The sequence below is a fragment of the Dictyobacter alpinus genome (genome assembly GCF_003967575.1).
GTDB lineage: Bacteria > Chloroflexota > Ktedonobacteria > Ktedonobacterales > Ktedonobacteraceae > Dictyobacter > Dictyobacter alpinus.
The window spans coordinates 267,654-285,096 of sequence record NZ_BIFT01000001.1; the positions used below are offsets into that span (position 1 = coordinate 267,654).

Annotated in this window: 13 protein-coding genes; 10 read left to right on the plus strand and 3 right to left on the minus strand. The window is 48.6% G+C overall.

Features of this window, described 5'->3' with window-relative positions; genetic code table 11:
- Window positions 1–70 precede the first annotated feature (70 nt).
- From EL633_RS01055 to EL633_RS01095, 9 genes are all read left to right on the plus strand, one after another.
- Entirely contained in the window at window positions 71–2,407 is a 2,337-nt protein-coding gene (locus EL633_RS01055) for a xanthine dehydrogenase family protein molybdopterin-binding subunit (protein ID WP_126625418.1), read from the plus strand.
- A gap of 93 nt (window positions 2,408–2,500) precedes the next feature.
- Window positions 2,501–3,367 (plus strand): FAD binding domain-containing protein, encoded by an 867-nt coding sequence (locus EL633_RS01060; protein WP_126625419.1) that lies wholly within the window; start codon window positions 2,501–2,503, stop codon window positions 3,365–3,367.
- A 206-nt stretch (window positions 3,368–3,573) separates the two neighbouring features.
- Window positions 3,574–4,677, plus strand: a complete 1,104-nt coding sequence (locus tag EL633_RS01065; protein WP_126625420.1) for an aminopeptidase — start codon at window positions 3,574–3,576, stop codon at window positions 4,675–4,677.
- 251 nt (window positions 4,678–4,928) lie between these two features.
- On the plus strand, window positions 4,929–5,786 hold the full coding sequence (locus tag EL633_RS01070; protein WP_371865550.1) for an AAA family ATPase: 858 nt from the start codon (window positions 4,929–4,931) through the stop codon (window positions 5,784–5,786).
- A 2-nt stretch (window positions 5,787–5,788) separates the two neighbouring features.
- Window positions 5,789–7,141 (plus strand): vWA domain-containing protein, encoded by a 1,353-nt coding sequence (locus EL633_RS01075; protein ID WP_126625422.1) that lies wholly within the window; start codon window positions 5,789–5,791, stop codon window positions 7,139–7,141.
- A 24-nt stretch (window positions 7,142–7,165) separates the two neighbouring features.
- A complete protein-coding gene (locus EL633_RS01080; RefSeq protein WP_126625423.1) occupies window positions 7,166–7,483 on the plus strand; it encodes an XdhC family protein in 318 nt (105 codons plus the stop codon).
- A gap of 47 nt (window positions 7,484–7,530) precedes the next feature.
- Complete coding sequence (locus EL633_RS01085; RefSeq protein ID WP_126625424.1) at window positions 7,531–8,286, plus strand: XdhC family protein; 756 nt, start codon at window positions 7,531–7,533, stop codon at window positions 8,284–8,286.
- Between the two features lie 239 nt (window positions 8,287–8,525).
- A complete protein-coding gene (locus EL633_RS01090; RefSeq protein WP_126625425.1) occupies window positions 8,526–9,839 on the plus strand; it encodes an LCP family protein in 1,314 nt (437 codons plus the stop codon).
- A gap of 167 nt (window positions 9,840–10,006) precedes the next feature.
- A complete protein-coding gene (locus EL633_RS01095; RefSeq protein ID WP_126625426.1) occupies window positions 10,007–11,389 on the plus strand; it encodes an FHA domain-containing serine/threonine-protein kinase in 1,383 nt (460 codons plus the stop codon).
- On the opposite strand, the gene EL633_RS01100 is transcribed toward EL633_RS01095, so the two are convergent.
- Window positions 11,382–13,070, minus strand: coding sequence for an isovaleryl-CoA dehydrogenase (locus tag EL633_RS01100; protein WP_126629301.1), 1,689 nt, complete (start codon window positions 13,068–13,070; stop codon window positions 11,382–11,384). The two genes, EL633_RS01095 and EL633_RS01100, sit on opposite strands and share 8 nt — an antisense overlap.
- A 267-nt stretch (window positions 13,071–13,337) precedes the next feature.
- Between EL633_RS01100 and EL633_RS01105 the strand changes: the two genes are divergently transcribed.
- Window positions 13,338–13,661, plus strand: a complete 324-nt coding sequence (locus EL633_RS01105; RefSeq protein WP_126625427.1) for a ferritin family protein — start codon at window positions 13,338–13,340, stop codon at window positions 13,659–13,661.
- A 59-nt stretch (window positions 13,662–13,720) separates the two neighbouring features.
- Here EL633_RS01105 and EL633_RS01110 read toward each other — a convergent pair whose 3' ends face one another.
- Window positions 13,721–14,764: a homoserine dehydrogenase gene (locus EL633_RS01110; protein ID WP_161981849.1), complete on the minus strand. Its 1,044-nt coding sequence runs from the start codon at window positions 14,762–14,764 to the stop codon at window positions 13,721–13,723.
- Between the two features lie 14 nt (window positions 14,765–14,778).
- Window positions 14,779–17,124, minus strand: a complete 2,346-nt coding sequence (gene murJ, locus EL633_RS01115) for a murein biosynthesis integral membrane protein MurJ (protein ID WP_126625429.1) — start codon at window positions 17,122–17,124, stop codon at window positions 14,779–14,781.
- Window positions 17,125–17,443: the final 319 nt, after the last annotated feature.

The following is a 17,443-nucleotide window of genomic DNA, read 5'->3' on the forward strand; positions in this document are numbered from 1 at the left end:
GCTCTCGAAACCAGTGTTGTGTATAGAATATGTTTCATTTCTCAACGTACGAGAAAGGATAAATACACTCATGGGCATTGCAGCTATGCTTGGTACGCCAATTAAAAGGCGTGAGGATCCACGCTTGATCACTGGTCAAGCTACGTATGTCGATGATATCAAGCTCCTTGGTATGCTTCATATGACAGTGCTCCGTAGCCCTTACGGACATGCTCGTATTACCAGTATCAATACAGATAGCGCCCGCCAACTTCCTGGTGTGGTCGCGGTCTATACTGCGCAAGATATAAAAGGTACGGTGGGTAATATTCCCGTGGCCGCTCCCCTGCCTCCACATATTACGAAGGGTATGGGTCGCCGCATCCCTCTGGCTGAGGGAAAAGTTCGCTTTTATGGAGATCCAGTAGCGATCGTGGTAGCGGAAAATCGCTATATTGCCCGAGACGCGCTGGATCTCATTGATGTCGATTACGAGCCATTACCAGCAGTAATCGATGTTGAGAAAGCGATGCAGCCTGACTCTCCTCTTCTCTATGAAGATTTTAAAACCAATGTCGCCGTCTCTATGCATCCTTCCTCAGAGGATATCGATAAGATTTTTGCCGAAACGGTCGCCAATGGGGGCGTCATTGTCAAAGAGCGCTTCGTGAACCAGCGCCTGGCCCCATCTCCCATGGAGACACGAGGTGTAGTCGCCGAGTTCCGTAAATCAGATAAAGCGCTGAATCTGTGGAGTTCATCCCAGATTCCCCATCTCCTGCGCAATTATCTGGCCGAACAAATGGGATTGGAGCAACACCAGGTACGCGTGATCGTTCCAGAGGTCGGCGGTGGCTTTGGATGTAAGTTAAATATTTATCCTGAAGAGGCTCTGGCTTCTTTCGCCGCCATGAAAACGGGTCGACCAGTAAAGTGGATTGAGGATCGCGATGAGAATCTGGCCGCCACTATCCATGGCCGTGACCAGATTAATTACCTGGAAGCCGCTGCGACAAAAGATGGCAAGGTGGTTGGCCTCAAGTTCAATATCATCTCTGACATGGGCTCATATCTACAATTCTTTACAGATATCATTGCGATTTCCTTTACCCTCCCGATGCTTAGCGGCTGTTACGATATTCCTAACATCTACAATACCTGTGACATTGTCTTTACCAATAAAGCTCCCACTGATGCCTACCGCGGCGCCGGTCGTCCCGAGGCAGCATATATGGTTGAGCGTGCAATGGATATCGTGGCCGATAAACTCAAACGCGATCCCGCAGAGATACGCCTGCTCAATTTTGTGCAGCCAGAACAGTTTCCCCATACCATGGCTACCGGTGCTCTCTATGATAGTGGCAATTATGCCGCAGCTCTGGAAAAAGCGATGGATATGATTGAGTATGATAAGTTGCGTGAGGAACAGAAGCAGAAGCGGGCACAGGGCAAACTGATGGGTATCGGCATATCTTCGTATGTCGAGATCTGCGGCATTGGACCCAAGGGAACCGCGCCATTTGGTTTGTATGAAAGTGCCCGTGTGCGTATCGAGCAAACGGGTACTGTCATGGTCTATACTGGCTCCTCGCCGCATGGACAGGGTGAGGAGACGACGTTTGCGCAGATTGTGGGTAGTGAGCTGGGTATTCCACAGGAAAAGGTATTGATCCTGCATGGCGATACCGATTCTACTCCTGAGGGCCGTGGCACCTATGGCAGTCGTACCACCGCAGTTGGCGGTAGCGCGGTCTTCCAGGCAACCCTACGTCTGAAGGAAAAAATGAAGACGATAGCCGCTGCTATGCTCGAAGCTAGCGCTTCTGATATCGAACTGGAAGATGGAAAATTCACGGTGGCCGGCTCACCACAGAAATCTATCTCCTTTAATAAAGTGGCGGCGGCGGCCAATACCTCAAATACGTTGGCACCCGGCATCGAGCCTGGATTAGAGACAACCGTTTTCTTTGAACCCGAAGCCTGTACATTTCCTTTCGGTACCCATATCTGTGTCGTTGAGGTGGATAAAGATACAGGGGAAGCTAAAATTACCCGCTATATCGCAGTCGATGACTGCGGTAGACAGCTCAATCCTCTCATCGTCGCAGGACAGGTCCATGGTGGCATCGTACAAGGCGTCGGGCAAGCGATGTACGAAGAAGTAGTTTATAATGAAGACGGACAGCTGCTGACGTCGACGTTTATGGACTATGCCATGCCGATCGCGCCAGAGTTACCACACTTCGAGCTTGGTCATACCGTCACGCCTACGAATGTCAATCCATTGGGTGTCAAAGGCGTTGGCGAGGCTGGCACTATTGGCTCAACACCAGCAGTGGCGGCCGCGATTGCCGATGCCCTGGGCGTTGCCCATATCGATATGCCACTCAAGTCTGAAAAATTGTGGCGGATTATCCACAAGCCATAGACTCTACCGCACACAACTGTGCGAACTGGCCTCTGGTCATTGCGCACAGTTGTCAGGGAAGAAACGGTAAAGAGGAGAAGAGAGGAAAAAAGTATGTCTGTACCTGCAGTATTTGATTACCATCCCGCAGCATCAGTTGACGAGGCGATTGCACTCTTACAACAATATGGTGATGAAGCCAAGGTGCTGGCCGGAGGCCATAGCCTGATTCCTGCCATGAAATTGCGCCTGTCCCAGCCAGAACACCTGATCGATATCAGCAAGATCAGTAGCCTCTCCTACATTCGGGAGGAACAGGATCATATTGCCATGGGCGCTCTGACCAGATATGTTGAGATCGAGCAGTCAGAACTGTTGCGCAAGCACTTTCCTCTTCTGCCCGAAGCAACCTCGATGGTTGGTGATCAGCAGGTGCGTAATCGTGGCACAATCGGAGGAAGTATCGCTCACTCCGATCCAGCCGCCGATCTACCTGGAGTCGTATTGGCTCTTAAGGCTGAGATCGTGGTTCAAGGACCAAAGGGCAAACGCACCATTCAGGCTGATGATTTCTTTGTAGATACCTTTACGACCGCGCTAGAGGCTGATGAACTTCTGGTCGAGTTCCGCTTCCCTAAACCCGTAACCGGGACGGGATCAGCCTATGATAAACTGGCGAATAAGGCTTCACACTATGCCATCGCTGGCTGTGCCGCTGTCATCACAAAAGGACAGGATGGAAACTGTGCAGCGGCCAGTATCGCGATTACAGGTGCGACGGTCCTCACAGTCCGGGCCAGTGCTGTAGAGAGTGCTCTGGTGGGTAAGCCCCTCAGTGATGCAGTGATTACCGAGGCTGTTAGCCATGCTACCGATGGTGCGGATATGATCTCCGACATTCATGGCTCAGAAGAGTATCGCCGCAAAATGGCCTCCGTGGTCGCCCGCCGTGCCATCATGCGCGCTCTAGAGCGGATCTAAACATACTTCACGGTTACATTTTGTAACTGTGATTAAAAAACCTGCTTCGCACATAAAAAGGGATCATTAATGCCTATCGTGTGCGAGGCAGGTTTTTCATAATTTCTCACAATGCGTTAGTAAACGGTTTCCTTTCAAAACTTGTATAATAAGAGGAAACTAACTAGCAATGATAGAAAACACTACGAGAAAGAGCTTGTCACCACATGAATGATATTCGTATTGAACGTTGGGCACATACACTGGTACATTATTGTCTCTATCTCAAACCAGGAGATATCCTTGCGATTCAAGCCACACCTCTGGCCGCACCATTAATCGAAGCGGTTTATCGTGAGGCTCTGAAGGTAGGGGCACATCCTGTGCCAGTGATTGAGTTGGAGGGATTAAATGAAATTCTGTTGCGTGAGGGTAATGATAATCAGTTGAGCACCATATCGCCCCTGACTCTCACCATGGCAGAAAAAGCCAATGCTCGCTTAAACATTCAATCCAGTAGTAATCCTAAAGCGCTGAGCACTATTCCTCCAGATCGCGCTGCCATACGTCAGCGGGCAGCTTACAGCATTGCAAACACATTTCGGCAGCGTGAGCAGGCAGGCGATTATCGCTGGTGCGGTACCCTCTATCCAACTGCTGGCTATGCGCAGGAAGCCAATATGTCGCTCAAGGAGTTTGAAGAGTTCGTCTTTGATGTCTGCTTCCTTAATGATCCAGATCCAATTGCTCGCTGGCAAGAGCTTGCTAGAAAACAACAGCATTTTGTAGACTGGCTGGTTGGTAAGAAACAGGTACATATTCTGGGAGAGGGAACTGATCTAAAATTGTCTATCGCTGACCGTATATTCATCAATAGCGATGGCAAACGTAACTTTCCCAGCGGAGAGTTCTTTACCGGACCAATTGAGAACAGCGCGGAAGGTGTGGTGCAATTTGATATTCCTGCCACGTATGGTGGCCGCTCTGTTGAGGGTGTACGGCTGGTATTCCATGAGGGCAAAGTTGTAGAGGCTAGCGCACGTCAGGGCAATGATTATCTTCAACAGATGCTCAATCTTGATGAAGGTGCACGCTATCTGGGCGAATTTGCCTTCGGTAATAATGATCGCGTCACCCATGCTACCAAGCAAATCCTCTTTGACGAGAAGATGGGGGGCACTATTCACATGGCCCTGGGTGCCAGTTATCCCGAGACGGGAGGTCTCAATAAATCCGCACTACACTGGGACATGGTCTGTGATCTACGTACAGCCGGAGAGGTCTGGATTGATGAGACACTTTTCCTTAAAAACGGCAAAGTGTTGGTATAATCTCCTCTTTTCCGCGAACATCGTTTCGTTGTTTTCAACACCGTATAGCGCAAAAAAACGCTCATTTTTTCTGCTGACCCGGAACGGGTAGCAAGAAATCTTTATTGTTGGCTATCAAATAGCATAGAATAGTAGATATATTCTTCTACTATTCTATGACACTAGTAGTATTTATCTGGAGGCTTACGTTGGAGCAGGCACAGTTTAGCCAATCAACCAATTTCGCAACAATCGAAGATGTGCAAAAAGCAATGTTCAGTCAACAGTATATCGCAGATCGCAGTCTGGCTACGGCTGTTTTTCTGGCGCTAAAACGACGTAAGCCGCTATTATTGGAAGGTGAACCTGGAGTCGGCAAGACCGAGATTGCCAAGGTGCTTGCTTCACTCTTGAATACGCGCCTGATTCGTCTGCAATGCTATGAAGGTATCGACGTCAATACGGCTGTCTACGAATGGAATTATACACGGCAGATGCTGCATATCCGCCTGTTGGAAACGGCTGACGTCAATCGGCAGGAAGAGATGAAAGAGATCTTCGGACCCGATTTTCTGATGCAGCGTCCTTTGCTACAGGCGATTGATCCCCACAATACGCAGGCTCCTGTCCTTCTAATTGACGAATTAGATCGCAGTGATGAAGAGTTTGAAGCGTATCTACTCGAATTACTCTCAGATTTCCAGATTACTATTCCAGAAATCGGCACGATTCAGGCGAAAGAGCCACCTTTTGTGATTATCACCTCCAATCGAACACGTGAGATCCATGACGCACTACGACGCCGCTGCCTCTATTATTGGATCGACTATCCAACCCTTGAGAAAGAATATCAGATTATTCTGACACGCATGCCAGAGGCTCCTGAACGACTCTCTAAACAGGTCACCAGTTTCGTCCACGAGTTACGCAGCATGGACCTCTATAAAGCTCCTGGTATCTCTGAAACGCTAGATTGGATGAGCTCGCTACTGGCACTCGACCAACAAGAATTGACCGAGGGTGCGGTGCGGGATTCGCTGGGGGCGTTACTCAAATATCAAGATGATCTATTGAAGATTGGTGGACTCGATATTGGTAAAATCATCCAGAAGTTACGAGGAGCGTCCTAACCATGAATGCACAACCACCAGAGAACCAGGAACAACTGGCATTCACGGCCCGCGAGGCTGAATATGGTGAGCGGCTGCTCTATCGCTTAACCGAGTTTGGTCGCCTGCTCTGGGAATCGGGCATCAATGTGGGTCCTCATCAATTACTGGATGTGGCAGAAACGCTGAATACAATTGATATCACGAATCATGAGGATTTCTACTATACCCTGAAATGTAGCCTGATTACGCGCCATGAACAGGAGCCAATTTTTGACCAGATGTTTCATTATTTCTGGTCGATGCGCCACAACCTGGATAAAAAGGTTGAAAATAGTAATAATCGTGGCATTAAACGGGAGGAGCGGCAGATGCGTCTGCCACCTTCTGAACGTAAACGCCTGGCTGAACATTTACAGACCAGCGAGACGCGCAAAGAATTACGCGGTGAAATGCGGCCGACTGAACGCAAACGGACCGTAGAAGAAGATGATAGCGATCCAGAAAATGATCTGGGTGATCCTCAGGGTACCGCCTATAGTGCCGTTGAACAGTTACGTAAAAAAGACTTTGAAAACTTTACCTGGGAAGAGGTACAGGAAGCCAAGCGACTCATGGCTGAGATGCACTGGAATCTGGGCCAGCGCTCCACACGCCGGAAGGCACCGGCTCGTAGCGGCTCGTATCCCGATATGCGTCGGATGGTCAGGCATAATTTGAAATATGGCGCGGAGATGATCGAACTGACATGGCGCGAGATCAAACAAAAGCCACGGCCCCTGGTGATTATCTGTGATATCAGTGGCTCAATGAGCCTCTACTCACGTCTGCTACTGCACTTCATCCATACCGTTTCTAACGGCTTGATGAATGTTGAAGCCTTTGTCTTTGGCACACGCCTGACACGGGTTACCCGTCAACTTAAAAGGCGTGATGTCGATGATGCAGTACGTGATGTCTCAAAATCCGTTCAGGATTGGTCTGGTGGTACACGCATCGGCGATGCCCTGCACTACTTTAACTATCATTGGTCCAGACGTGTGCTGGGTCGTGGGGCAGTTGTGCTGATTATTAGTGATGGCTGGGATAGAGGAGAAGCGGAGACATTACGCATTGAAATGGATCGTTTACAACATAGCTGTCATCGCCTGATCTGGCTGAATCCCTTATTAGGCTCTCCAGATTATCGTCCTTTGACCGTTGGCATGAAGACATCCTTGCCTTTTATCGATAATTTTCTGCCCTCGCATAATCTGGATAGCTTGATTAGCCTGGGTAATCTACTTTCCAATATTGACGATAGTCGTCCAGATAGAAGTGAAGCCGCTCGGCGTAAAGCTGTAAGTGACTGGAGCAACAGAAAAAAGCGCACGTGATGATCATAAAACGGAGGAAAGAAAATGCGTGATGTACTTCCCGATATTGAAAAATGGCGTTCACAGGGAGAACAGGTCGCGATTGCGACCGTTGTCAGTATGGCAGGATCTGCTCCGCGCTTGCCCGGGGCAAAACTGGCTGTCAGCGAAAAAGGTGAACTGACGGGCTCAGTAAGTGGAGGTTGCGTAGAACCAGCCGTCGTGCATGCAGCCATGGAAGTTATTAAGAATGGCAAACCGCAATTGTTAGAATTCGGTATCAGTGAAGCCGATAACATCGAGAAGATTGGTCTGGCCTGTGGGGGCACCATTCAAGTTTTTGTAGAACGTCTGGACTGGTAGCACAAAAAACCAGGCAGTAATCACTAAAAAAGAGCAGGAGAGGGCAAATGAGCGGCCTCTACGAAGAGTTTAGAGACAGACTTGAGCAGGAACATGGGATTGCTATTGCCACGCTTGTCAGTGGCTCGGAGCAGATCGGTGCTAAAATGCTGATCTATCCTGATGCCACGACCCATGGAACATTGGGCTCACAGGAACTTGATCAGCAAGTCGTTGGTGATGCCACCCAGGCCATCTGGACCAGTAAGGCCGCCCTACATCAATATAGCCTGACACAGCCAGACGCTCAAAGCGTTGAGGTTTTTATTGAAGGCTTCCCTCCACCACCTGAACTGATTATTGTTGGCGCAGGACACATCGCCATTCCGCTTACTACCTTTGCCAAAACCTTAAACTATCGCGTGGTGGTCATTGATGCGCGCGCGGCCTTCGCCACGCCCGAACGTTTCCCGCACGCGGATGAGTTGATTGTCGCCTGGCCCGATGAAATTCTGACTAAACGGCCACTCTATCCTTCTACCTCAATCGCCGTTCTGACCCATGATCCAAAGTTCGATGAACCCACCCTCAAAGTGCTGCTTGAACGTCATAGCGGATATATCGGTGCCATCGGCAGTCGTAAAACCAGTGCTGAACGTGGTGAACGCTTAAAACAACAGGGGCTCAACGACGAACAATTACAACGCATCTATGGTCCAATCGGACTCGATATCGGCGCGACGTCACCCGAAGAGATTGCGCTCTCAATCATTACCCAGATCGTTGCCTACCGCCACGGAAAAATCAAACAACAAGAGCGCTAAGTAAAAACATCTACGCATCTGACTCCGATATTTATTGCGATAGGAGATTTTGTAGTACTTCATTGGGATATTAACGATAATTGAGCTTGCAAATGAAACTTCTTCCCACTTCGTTCGTCTTTATGTAAGAGTCTATTCATGCAATTTGATTTTTTGCCAATCATCAGGTCTTGACACAAGTCCTGAAACATACATATGTAGTATCATCCTATGGCATAATAAACTTCAGTAAAGGATAAATGATGTCGGATAATAATTATCGACCAGACAATAACAGGGAAGCGAGACCTCCTTATCCACCACAACAACAGGGGCCACAGGGTAAATTGGTGCTTGGCAATTTTCAGCAACAGCAACCACCTCGTCCTCAGGCACCACCACACCACCATCAAGCTGGTGGTCCACCTCAAAATTTCGTAGGCCCACAACAGCAGCGGCCCTATTCACCACCCGGATCTTCGCCAACAGCCTATCCATATCAACAACCCGGTCAACCGGGACATGTTGGCAATGCTCCGCAAGCTCCTGCACCACGCAAAAAAAGAAATAAGCGCAAGATTGGCTGCGCGACCACGCTGGTCGTTCTAGTTGTGCTACTCATCTTTGGCATTATTACAACACAGCGCGTGCTGGCTTTTGGATCGGCGATCTCCACTGAATCACCAACCAGTACCAAAACTGGCTATATGACGACCGGCGATCGCACAAACTTGCTGGTCATCGGCTATGGTGGTGGCAAACATGATGGCGCTAACCTGACTGATTCTCTGGTCGTGATCAGTATGATTCCATCTAATCAACATACCTCGCTGGTCTCGATACCCCGTGACCTCTGGGTACAAAATCCACCAAACTCAGGGCAGTTTTCCAAAATTAATGTTGTCTATCAATCCGCCTCTAACAATGGCCAGAATCGCACCGTTGGTGCCGATACCCTGGCACAAAAAATATCACTTGTAACTGGCATGGATGTTAAAAACTGGATGATGATCGACTTCAACGGCTTCAAGCAGTTTATTGATTCAATTGGTGGTGTCGATGTTTATGTCCCTAACGCTTTTAACGCCTGCTATCCAAAAAATGATGATGCCGCTAAAGATGCCAGCTGGATTAAAGTAGACTTCAAAAAGGGCAATCAGCATATGGACGGGGCCACTGCGATTAGTTACGCTCGCGCTCGCGAGCCATTGGAAGTTTGTGGCATGGGAACTTCTGAGAATCAAGCTGAATTAAGTGATTTCGGACGGTCGGCACGTCAGCAGTTAATTATCAAAGCTGCACTGGGGAAAATACGCGATATCGCAACCTGGCCACGCTTCCTGGGAGCGATGGACGCACTGGAACAGACAATTCATACCAATATGTCATTGGCTGATTTAGGCCTTTTCTCACAAAAAATGGATCTAAATGATCCACATACCGCGCGTATTGGCCTGAGTACAGAAAATGTCATGGCAATTGATACCTCCAATGATGGACAATCCATTGTCGTCCCACGGGGCAACAACTGGGGCCTTATCCCTGAATATATTAAACAAAAACTTTATAATTAACATGCGTTATCCCATAACTATTCAGGACTGGGCGATGCCGCAAGCATCGCCCAGTCCTGAATAGTTACACTGGCTGGTAGTGTTACCATCTGGATGAAATTATGCTGCAAGGCCAGCAGTGCTGCGGCAAATGACATACAGCGTTCCTCGTAAGGAAAGGGAGAGCAATGCCACAACGAGATGCACGCCTGATTGGCGGGGTATACCGCATTGGACAAATTATTACTGGCGGCGGTCTACTCACTACATCTACAGCATATAACCACAATACTAATGATGTTGTGGGTCTCTATGTCGTGGATATCCCTTCTTCAGAGCAAATTGATGCAATTCCTGCCTTGCTCAAACCATATGAGAAGCGCCGCCTGGTTCAATCACCCCATGTCTTACATGTTCTGGATTGGGGCATCGATGGCACACGTATCTATATTGCAACTGATCCACCACGCGGATTAACCTTGCAACATGTGCTGGATACTGAAAACATTGATCTGGCACGAGCCATTGACTTATGCCAGCACTTGCTACTCGGTTTAAGGGCTCTACATGCTGAAGGCATCGCTGGACTTGACTTGCGGCCACAATTAATAACCGTTGATACCGTAGGCATCCAGGATCGTGTGCAAATTGATGATATCGGTCTGCGCACACTCTTATATGCCCTCCATTATGTAGATAGTCAGCGTCCAGATGATATTGGCTACTTAGATCCCCGCTATACTGCCCCCGAGTATATCCACCATACGCAAATTGGGCCGTGGAGCGATATCTATCAAGTGGGACTCCTCCTCTTCACCCTGTACACAGGTCGCTTGCCTTTTGTGGGAAGCACACCTGCCGAAACTGGCATTTTACAGACTGCGAGCCCGTTACCACCAATCAAGCGCTTTAAACATAAAGCGCCTGATTCACTGCAGGCATTAGTTGAACACGCGATGTCTAAAGATCCTGCCCAACGTTTTTCCAGCGCAGAAGAGTTCCTGAGGGCGCTTGATACGTTTCAGAAAACGCTCACTGCTGGCCCTCTGAAAAAGTCAAAGCCGGAAAGAGAGAATGGAACCAGTGCTACCGCGGCTATCCCCCAAAAAGTGCTTGAGCGTATCACCGGGACCGATGCGCGCTTACATGATGGCAGTAAAACTATAAGAAAAAGTCAGCCATCAACTGAACTATTAAATGTGCAGGTCCCCAATGAGCAAGGGATCTATGCCTATCTCTGCCATGAAAAAAAGGGTGAGCTGACGCAGCGTATTGCTATTACACAACGTAATTTGATTGTCGGACGACTAGATCCTAAGCGTGGCGTCAGCCCAGACCTGGACCTTAGCCATATTGATCCTAAAATGAGCATCTCTCGCCAGCATGCACGTATTCGCTTTGAGGATACTTTTTTTTCCATTGAAGATCTGAAAAGCCGGAATAAAACCAGATTAAATGACCGCGTACTGACACCATTAAAGCCTGAACTACTTACCCATGGCGCACAAATCGCATTTGGCAGTGTGAACCTGCGCTTTGAAGTTCCAGGCATGAAACCTGACGCTACCTAATCTTTGGGCAAGCTCGCTCAAGAATAGCATCTGTAGCTAAGCCGGCAGGGAGTGTTCCAAAGCCTCGATAGGCGCCAGCATCGGCCAACCTTGAGGCACAGAAGGCTTCTGCAACAGCGGGGTGTCCATGTTGGATCAACAAGGCTGCCTGCCAGATCAACGCCATCTGCTCAACCAGACGACGCGCCTGCCATTCTTGCTCGGACGCACTTAAGCGTGATATATCCTGCTCAAAGCGCGTCATGGCTGCATCTAAATGCTGATCATACCCGCTGGCCTGCGTTATTTCAGCCAGAAAGGTCGCTAGCACTTGAGGATCTTTCCCGATTGAACGCAGAACATCCAGACAAATGACATTGCCCGAACCTTCCCAGATCGCGTTGACAGGCATCTCTCGATAGATACGTGGCATCCCACTCTCTTCTACATATCCATTACCACCCAGGCATTCCAGTGCTTCAGCAGCATAGGCCGGTCCACGCTTTGTGACCCAATATTTGGCAATGGCGGTTCCCAGGCGTTTGATATATTGCTCATGTGGATTGCTCTGGGCCTGATCACAAGCACGAGCCAGACGAAAAGCCAGGAGAGTGGCGGCATCGGATTCAATGGCGAGATCGGCTAAGACGTTTTTCATTAATGGTTGCTCGATCAGGCGTCGCCCAAATGCTATTCGATATTCACAATGATGAAGGGCTTGAACCAGGGCTTGCCGCATCATGGCAGCAGTACCTAATACACAATCCAGCCGTGTAAAATTGACCATCTCAATAATCGTACGGACACCATGTCCTTCTTCCCCTAATAACACAGCCCATGCAGCATTAAATTCTACCTCACTGGATGCATTCGAACGATTGCCTAATTTATCCTTCAGGCGCTGGATAAAAAAGCGATTGCGCGTTCCATCCGCTAAGATACGTGGCAAGACAAAACATGAAAGTCCACCCGGAGCCTGGGCAAGTACCAGAAAAAGATCACACATGGGGGCTGAACAAAACCATTTATGGCCTGTCAGCAGATATGCCGATCCTCCATAGCTTCCTGCTACAGAACGTGCCGTGGTCGTATTCGCACGTACGTCCGATCCGCCTTGTTTCTCGGTCATGCCCATGCCACACAATAGACCAGCCTTCTGTTCTGGTTGGCGTAGACCGGGATCATACCTGGATGAAAGCAATAGTGAAAGCCATGGCTCGGTCACTTCCGCATGCGCTTTTAAGACTGGATAAGCGGCATGGGTCATCGAAATAGGACACCCATGGCCTGCTTCGGCCTGGGAACAAAGATAGAAGGTTGCGGCACGAGCAACATGATTTCCCGCAGGCCGCATAGCTTGCCAGGAGAGCGCATGAGCACCATGGGTCACTGAAAGGTCCAATAACTGATGCCATGAAGGGTGAAACGCAACCTCATCAATGCGCTGACCATAACGATTATGGGTCTGCAATACAGGCGGAAATGCATTTGCGGCCTGTCCCCAACTCAGTACTTCTTCACTGCCAACTCTGGCTCCCAATGCCACCAATTGCGCTTCTGCCCAATCGGCTCCCTCACGTCTGACGCACTCTACCAGGGTTACATCTTGTACAAACATATTGTAATTAAGCAATGCTGGAGGTTGATTAAAGACCTTATGGGTCGCAGCATACATCACGTCAGGTTGCTCAACAATGTCCATCATTATCCTCATCGATTTTCTCTACAGACAACACGAGCACAAATACATAGATAGCGATCATGAATACAAGAGAAAGTATAGCATAAGCCAACACCATAGATAATCCACTGACATTCTGCCAAACTTCATAGGAAAAGCAGGAATGCAATATGTGATCAATTGACATCCAAAACACTTAAATTATCGTGTTATAGGCGAGGGTACAAATCATTATTGACAAACTCGGGTCATTGCATGACTCTAAATAGTAAAAAGAAGGACTAAAACATGAGTACCAACCAATATCATGAACCAGCTGATGAGCTTTCTGCGGAGACACGCACTTTTGCACGCATGATTACCTCCCTACAGGAAGAATGTGAAGCCATCAACTGGTATCAGCAACGTATTTCAGTTGAGCCGGATCCCGAAGCTAGAAGTATCATGGAACATGCACAGCAAGAGGAGTTTCTCCACTTTTCGATGGATTTAGAATTCCTTTTGCGCCGTCATCCAAAATGGCGTGTAGCTGCTAAAAATGTGCTCTTCCAGGATGGTAATATTGTGGATAACGCTGAAAAAGGTGAAGAAGAAGAGGAAAAGGTAGATTAAAAAAAGCGGGGATGTTTCAAAACATCCCCGCTTTTTAGCTTTCTTGCTTGAATGGAACTTCAAAGAGTCTTGCTGACCGCGATTAAATCAGCCAGGAGTCCCTGCCCTGTCTCAAGGCGTCCAGCACCAGGACCAATGATCGTCACAGACGAGAGCGAGTCGGAGTGAAAGGTCAACGCGTTCATGACACCATTTACCTGAGCCAGAGCATCTTCGGCTGCCAATGCGATTGGCTCAACGCGTGCCTCTAATGGAGCAGCTGGCATATCAGCCGCACGTGAAAGCGAGGCTACCAATTTAATGCGCTTTCCTTCATGGGCCGCCTGTTGAATCTGTTCCCTGGTTATGCCTGTAATGCCTTCCCGCTTGACCTGCTCGGGCTTCAAGGACTGTCCAAAGACCAATGCAGCCAGAATCAAGGTTTTCGCCACAACATCGTAACCCTCAACATCGGCCGTAGGATCTGCTTCAGCATAGCCCAGACCCTGAGCCTCGGCCAGTACCTCCGCATAATTACGACCTCTAGCCATGGCAGTCAGGATATAATTGGTTGTTCCATTGAGAATACCACGCACAGCATGAATATTGACACCCGCCATACCTTCCTGCACGGTACTCAAAATAGGTGTTCCAGCCATGACAGTTGCTTCTAAGCGCAGTTGCACACCATGCTGTTGAGCCAGAGTCAGGAGTTCAGTAGCTGCCAGGGCTGCTGGCCCCTTATTCGCAGAGATGACGTGTATGCCTTTGGTCAGAGCGGCTCGAATATGGCTAATACCGGGTTCAGCATCCTGCAAATTAGTCCATGTCGCCTCAGCTAACACATCGGCAGTAGTTGCCTGTAGACCCTCTAAGGCATTTGGCCAGTGCTGAATATCTGCATGTTGTGTCAGTGGTTGACGACGTGCAGACAGATCCAGCAGTGTTGGTATATCGAGCCCTTCGTCACGGTAAATAAAACCGTGACGACTATTGCTTACACTTACCAGCACCACCTCTAGGGAAAAGGTGCGCCGTAATAATTCACGCTTCGTGTGCAGAAGCTCGGCTAACCCCTGACCAACCACACCAAAGCCTACAATGGAAAGGCGTACTCGTTTCATAACTTCCACCCAACCTATATCCATGATAATTTAAGACGGTCCAGGATACGTTTAATTGGACCTAGCTCTTGAATACCCAGGAAGCGTGAGGCTCGTACATAGATAAACAAGCCAACAAAGACTTCAATGCCAAGTTTGATCACTGCTTCAATAGTACCCAGGAAACCGGTTGACTGCGCCGTTGTTGTATCTAAAATGCGGTCAAGTAGCTCCTTGGCCAAGAAGACTACAATGGCCATAGCAAGCGAGGCAAGTAACACCCGACCAATAAACGTGAGCAACTCTTTGATCTGCATATCACCAATACGCTGATCAAGTAGCCAGAACAGCACAATCGCCTCTAGAATATTGGCTGACGAGGTAGCAAACGCTAATGCGGCCAGACCCCAGTTTGTACCCCAGACTGCCGCATTCACAACGACCAGACTTAAAGCAATCTTAAATACAAACTGCGCAACACTGACAATAACAGGAGTCTTTGTATCACGCATGGCGTAAAAAGAACGTGTCAGCAGTTCTACAGCACACAAGCCAGCCAGGCCAATTGCAAAGGCGGCCAGTGGGAAATAGGTTGACTGAGCACTCTCTAAATTATAATGACCATGTTGTAAGAGCACTTGAATGACTGGTAAACCTAGAATAATCAAACCAATACTCGATGGTATTGTGGTAAAGAGCACACTGCGTAAGGTTTCCAGAATCGTGCTACGTACACGATCAAAGCGCCCTTTAGCGACGTTTTCAGCCAGAGTTGGAAAGACAGCCGTCGCCGGCGAGAGTCCAAAGATACCAAATGGGAGGAGTACCAGCTGGAATGCCTGATAATACTGCGTCACGCCACCGCCGGCAGTACCCACAACAAGAAGGATCAAGCTGCGGTCCACAAATGTGGAAAGATAGATCATAGCAGAGTTACCAATGCGGGGCACCATCTGTTTGGCAATCTGTATAACGCCTGGATCTTTCCAATCAAAGGTACGCGTATACTTCATGCCGACTTTTAGTAATCCAGGTACCTGCACACCTACCTGCAATAAGGCACCGACCACAACCCCCCAGGTTGCTGCATACACAGCAAACGTCGTGTTCCCACCATGATTATTCGTGAAAGCCAGGAAAATACCTGGAATCAGTCCACCAATAAGTCCTACATTATAGAGAACAGATCCAATCGCTGAGAGTTTAAAATCCTGTTGTGCATTCAGGACCGAGGTGACAATCACACCACCACCCAGGATCACAGATTGCAGCAACATGATACGCGTTAATGCTGCGATCAGATCCAACTGAGCAGGCGCGGCCCCGGGATTATAAAGAGGAACGACTTGACGAGCAAAAATAATACCCAGAAGTGCCAGAACTGTCATCAAGGCAATGGCTAGATTTAGGGCAGAGCTCGCTACATGCCAGGCTTTCTTCTCATCATGCTCACCAACCATATAATTGGTAAAAACAGGAATAAAGGCTGAACTAAGCGCACCACCAGATACGATATTAAAAATAAAGTCAGGAATTAGAAATGCCTGCAAATAGGCATCTGAGACGGCGCTGGTACCAAAGACATACGCGAACATTGATGTGCGTAAAATACCGAGAATACGGCTGGCCACAAAGGCAATTGTCAGGATGGACATGGCCCGTCCAACACGTACCTTCTGCAACATGCCGGTATCCTGAGCAGATGCCGCGGCTGGCTGCAGGTCAACACCCGTTCCTGGGGCTGGACGTTTAGGAAGTCTTAAGCCCTCAGGACGCTGGCTAGATGAGCGAACCGGTACAACCGTCTGATCATCTTCATAGTCAGGCTGTGGGGCTCGCGGAGAAAATTGTCCTGCCTGCCCTGGAGTACGCGGCACATAAGGTCCACCATGGCTACCTGAACTGAGCGATCCGCTGGGAGGAGGAAGACTATCTCCAGCCCCTGCGTTATTCCCTTTCCAGGGAAAAATCGTTGTCAGGTCAGCACCACGAATACGACGCTGCTGCCGACGCATACGTTCTTCACGTAACTGCTGCAAACGTTCCTGGCGCAATTGTGCCATTGGCTGTGATGGCTGCGGAACATCAAAAAATTGATTTTCCGTACCCTGCCCAAAGCCCAGGGTCATTCCCATATCTTGCACAGGTTGTTGAGATTGCTGCTGGGATTGCTGCTGGTATTGCTGTTGATATTTAGAGGGCACACGTGTCTGTTGAGGATCGGGTGCCTGAGGAGGATATTTTTGCGGTGGCCGCCCTGAAAAAGGGGGTAAAGACCTGGGAGGTGCACCAGAGGGAGACGGAGGTCTCACTTCTGTTGCGTCCTGGTCATACTGCCAGCCGTAATATCCTTGTTGTTCTGATGGCCTTTGATCAGACAAAGGCCCTTGTTGTCCTTCGTTTTCCACGTTCTTCTCTATCGATAAATCGCAATGAGTATAACAACTCAGTCCAATTACATTTCTGTACAGTATTGTGCGTCAAGCATACCATACTAGCAATGCTTCTGCCTAGAGGATTACTAGATGGTACTCATCTGCTTATAATTGTGCATGAAAAAAAAAGTACAAAGTCGTGAAACAATTTGTAATTGAATACGCTCTTACTTATAGTTGCCTTTCATATGAGTCTTGAAATAAACGCCTTTCATATGAGGCCTGAGCAAAATAGATGTATCTTATGATGAGATATTTAAACCGG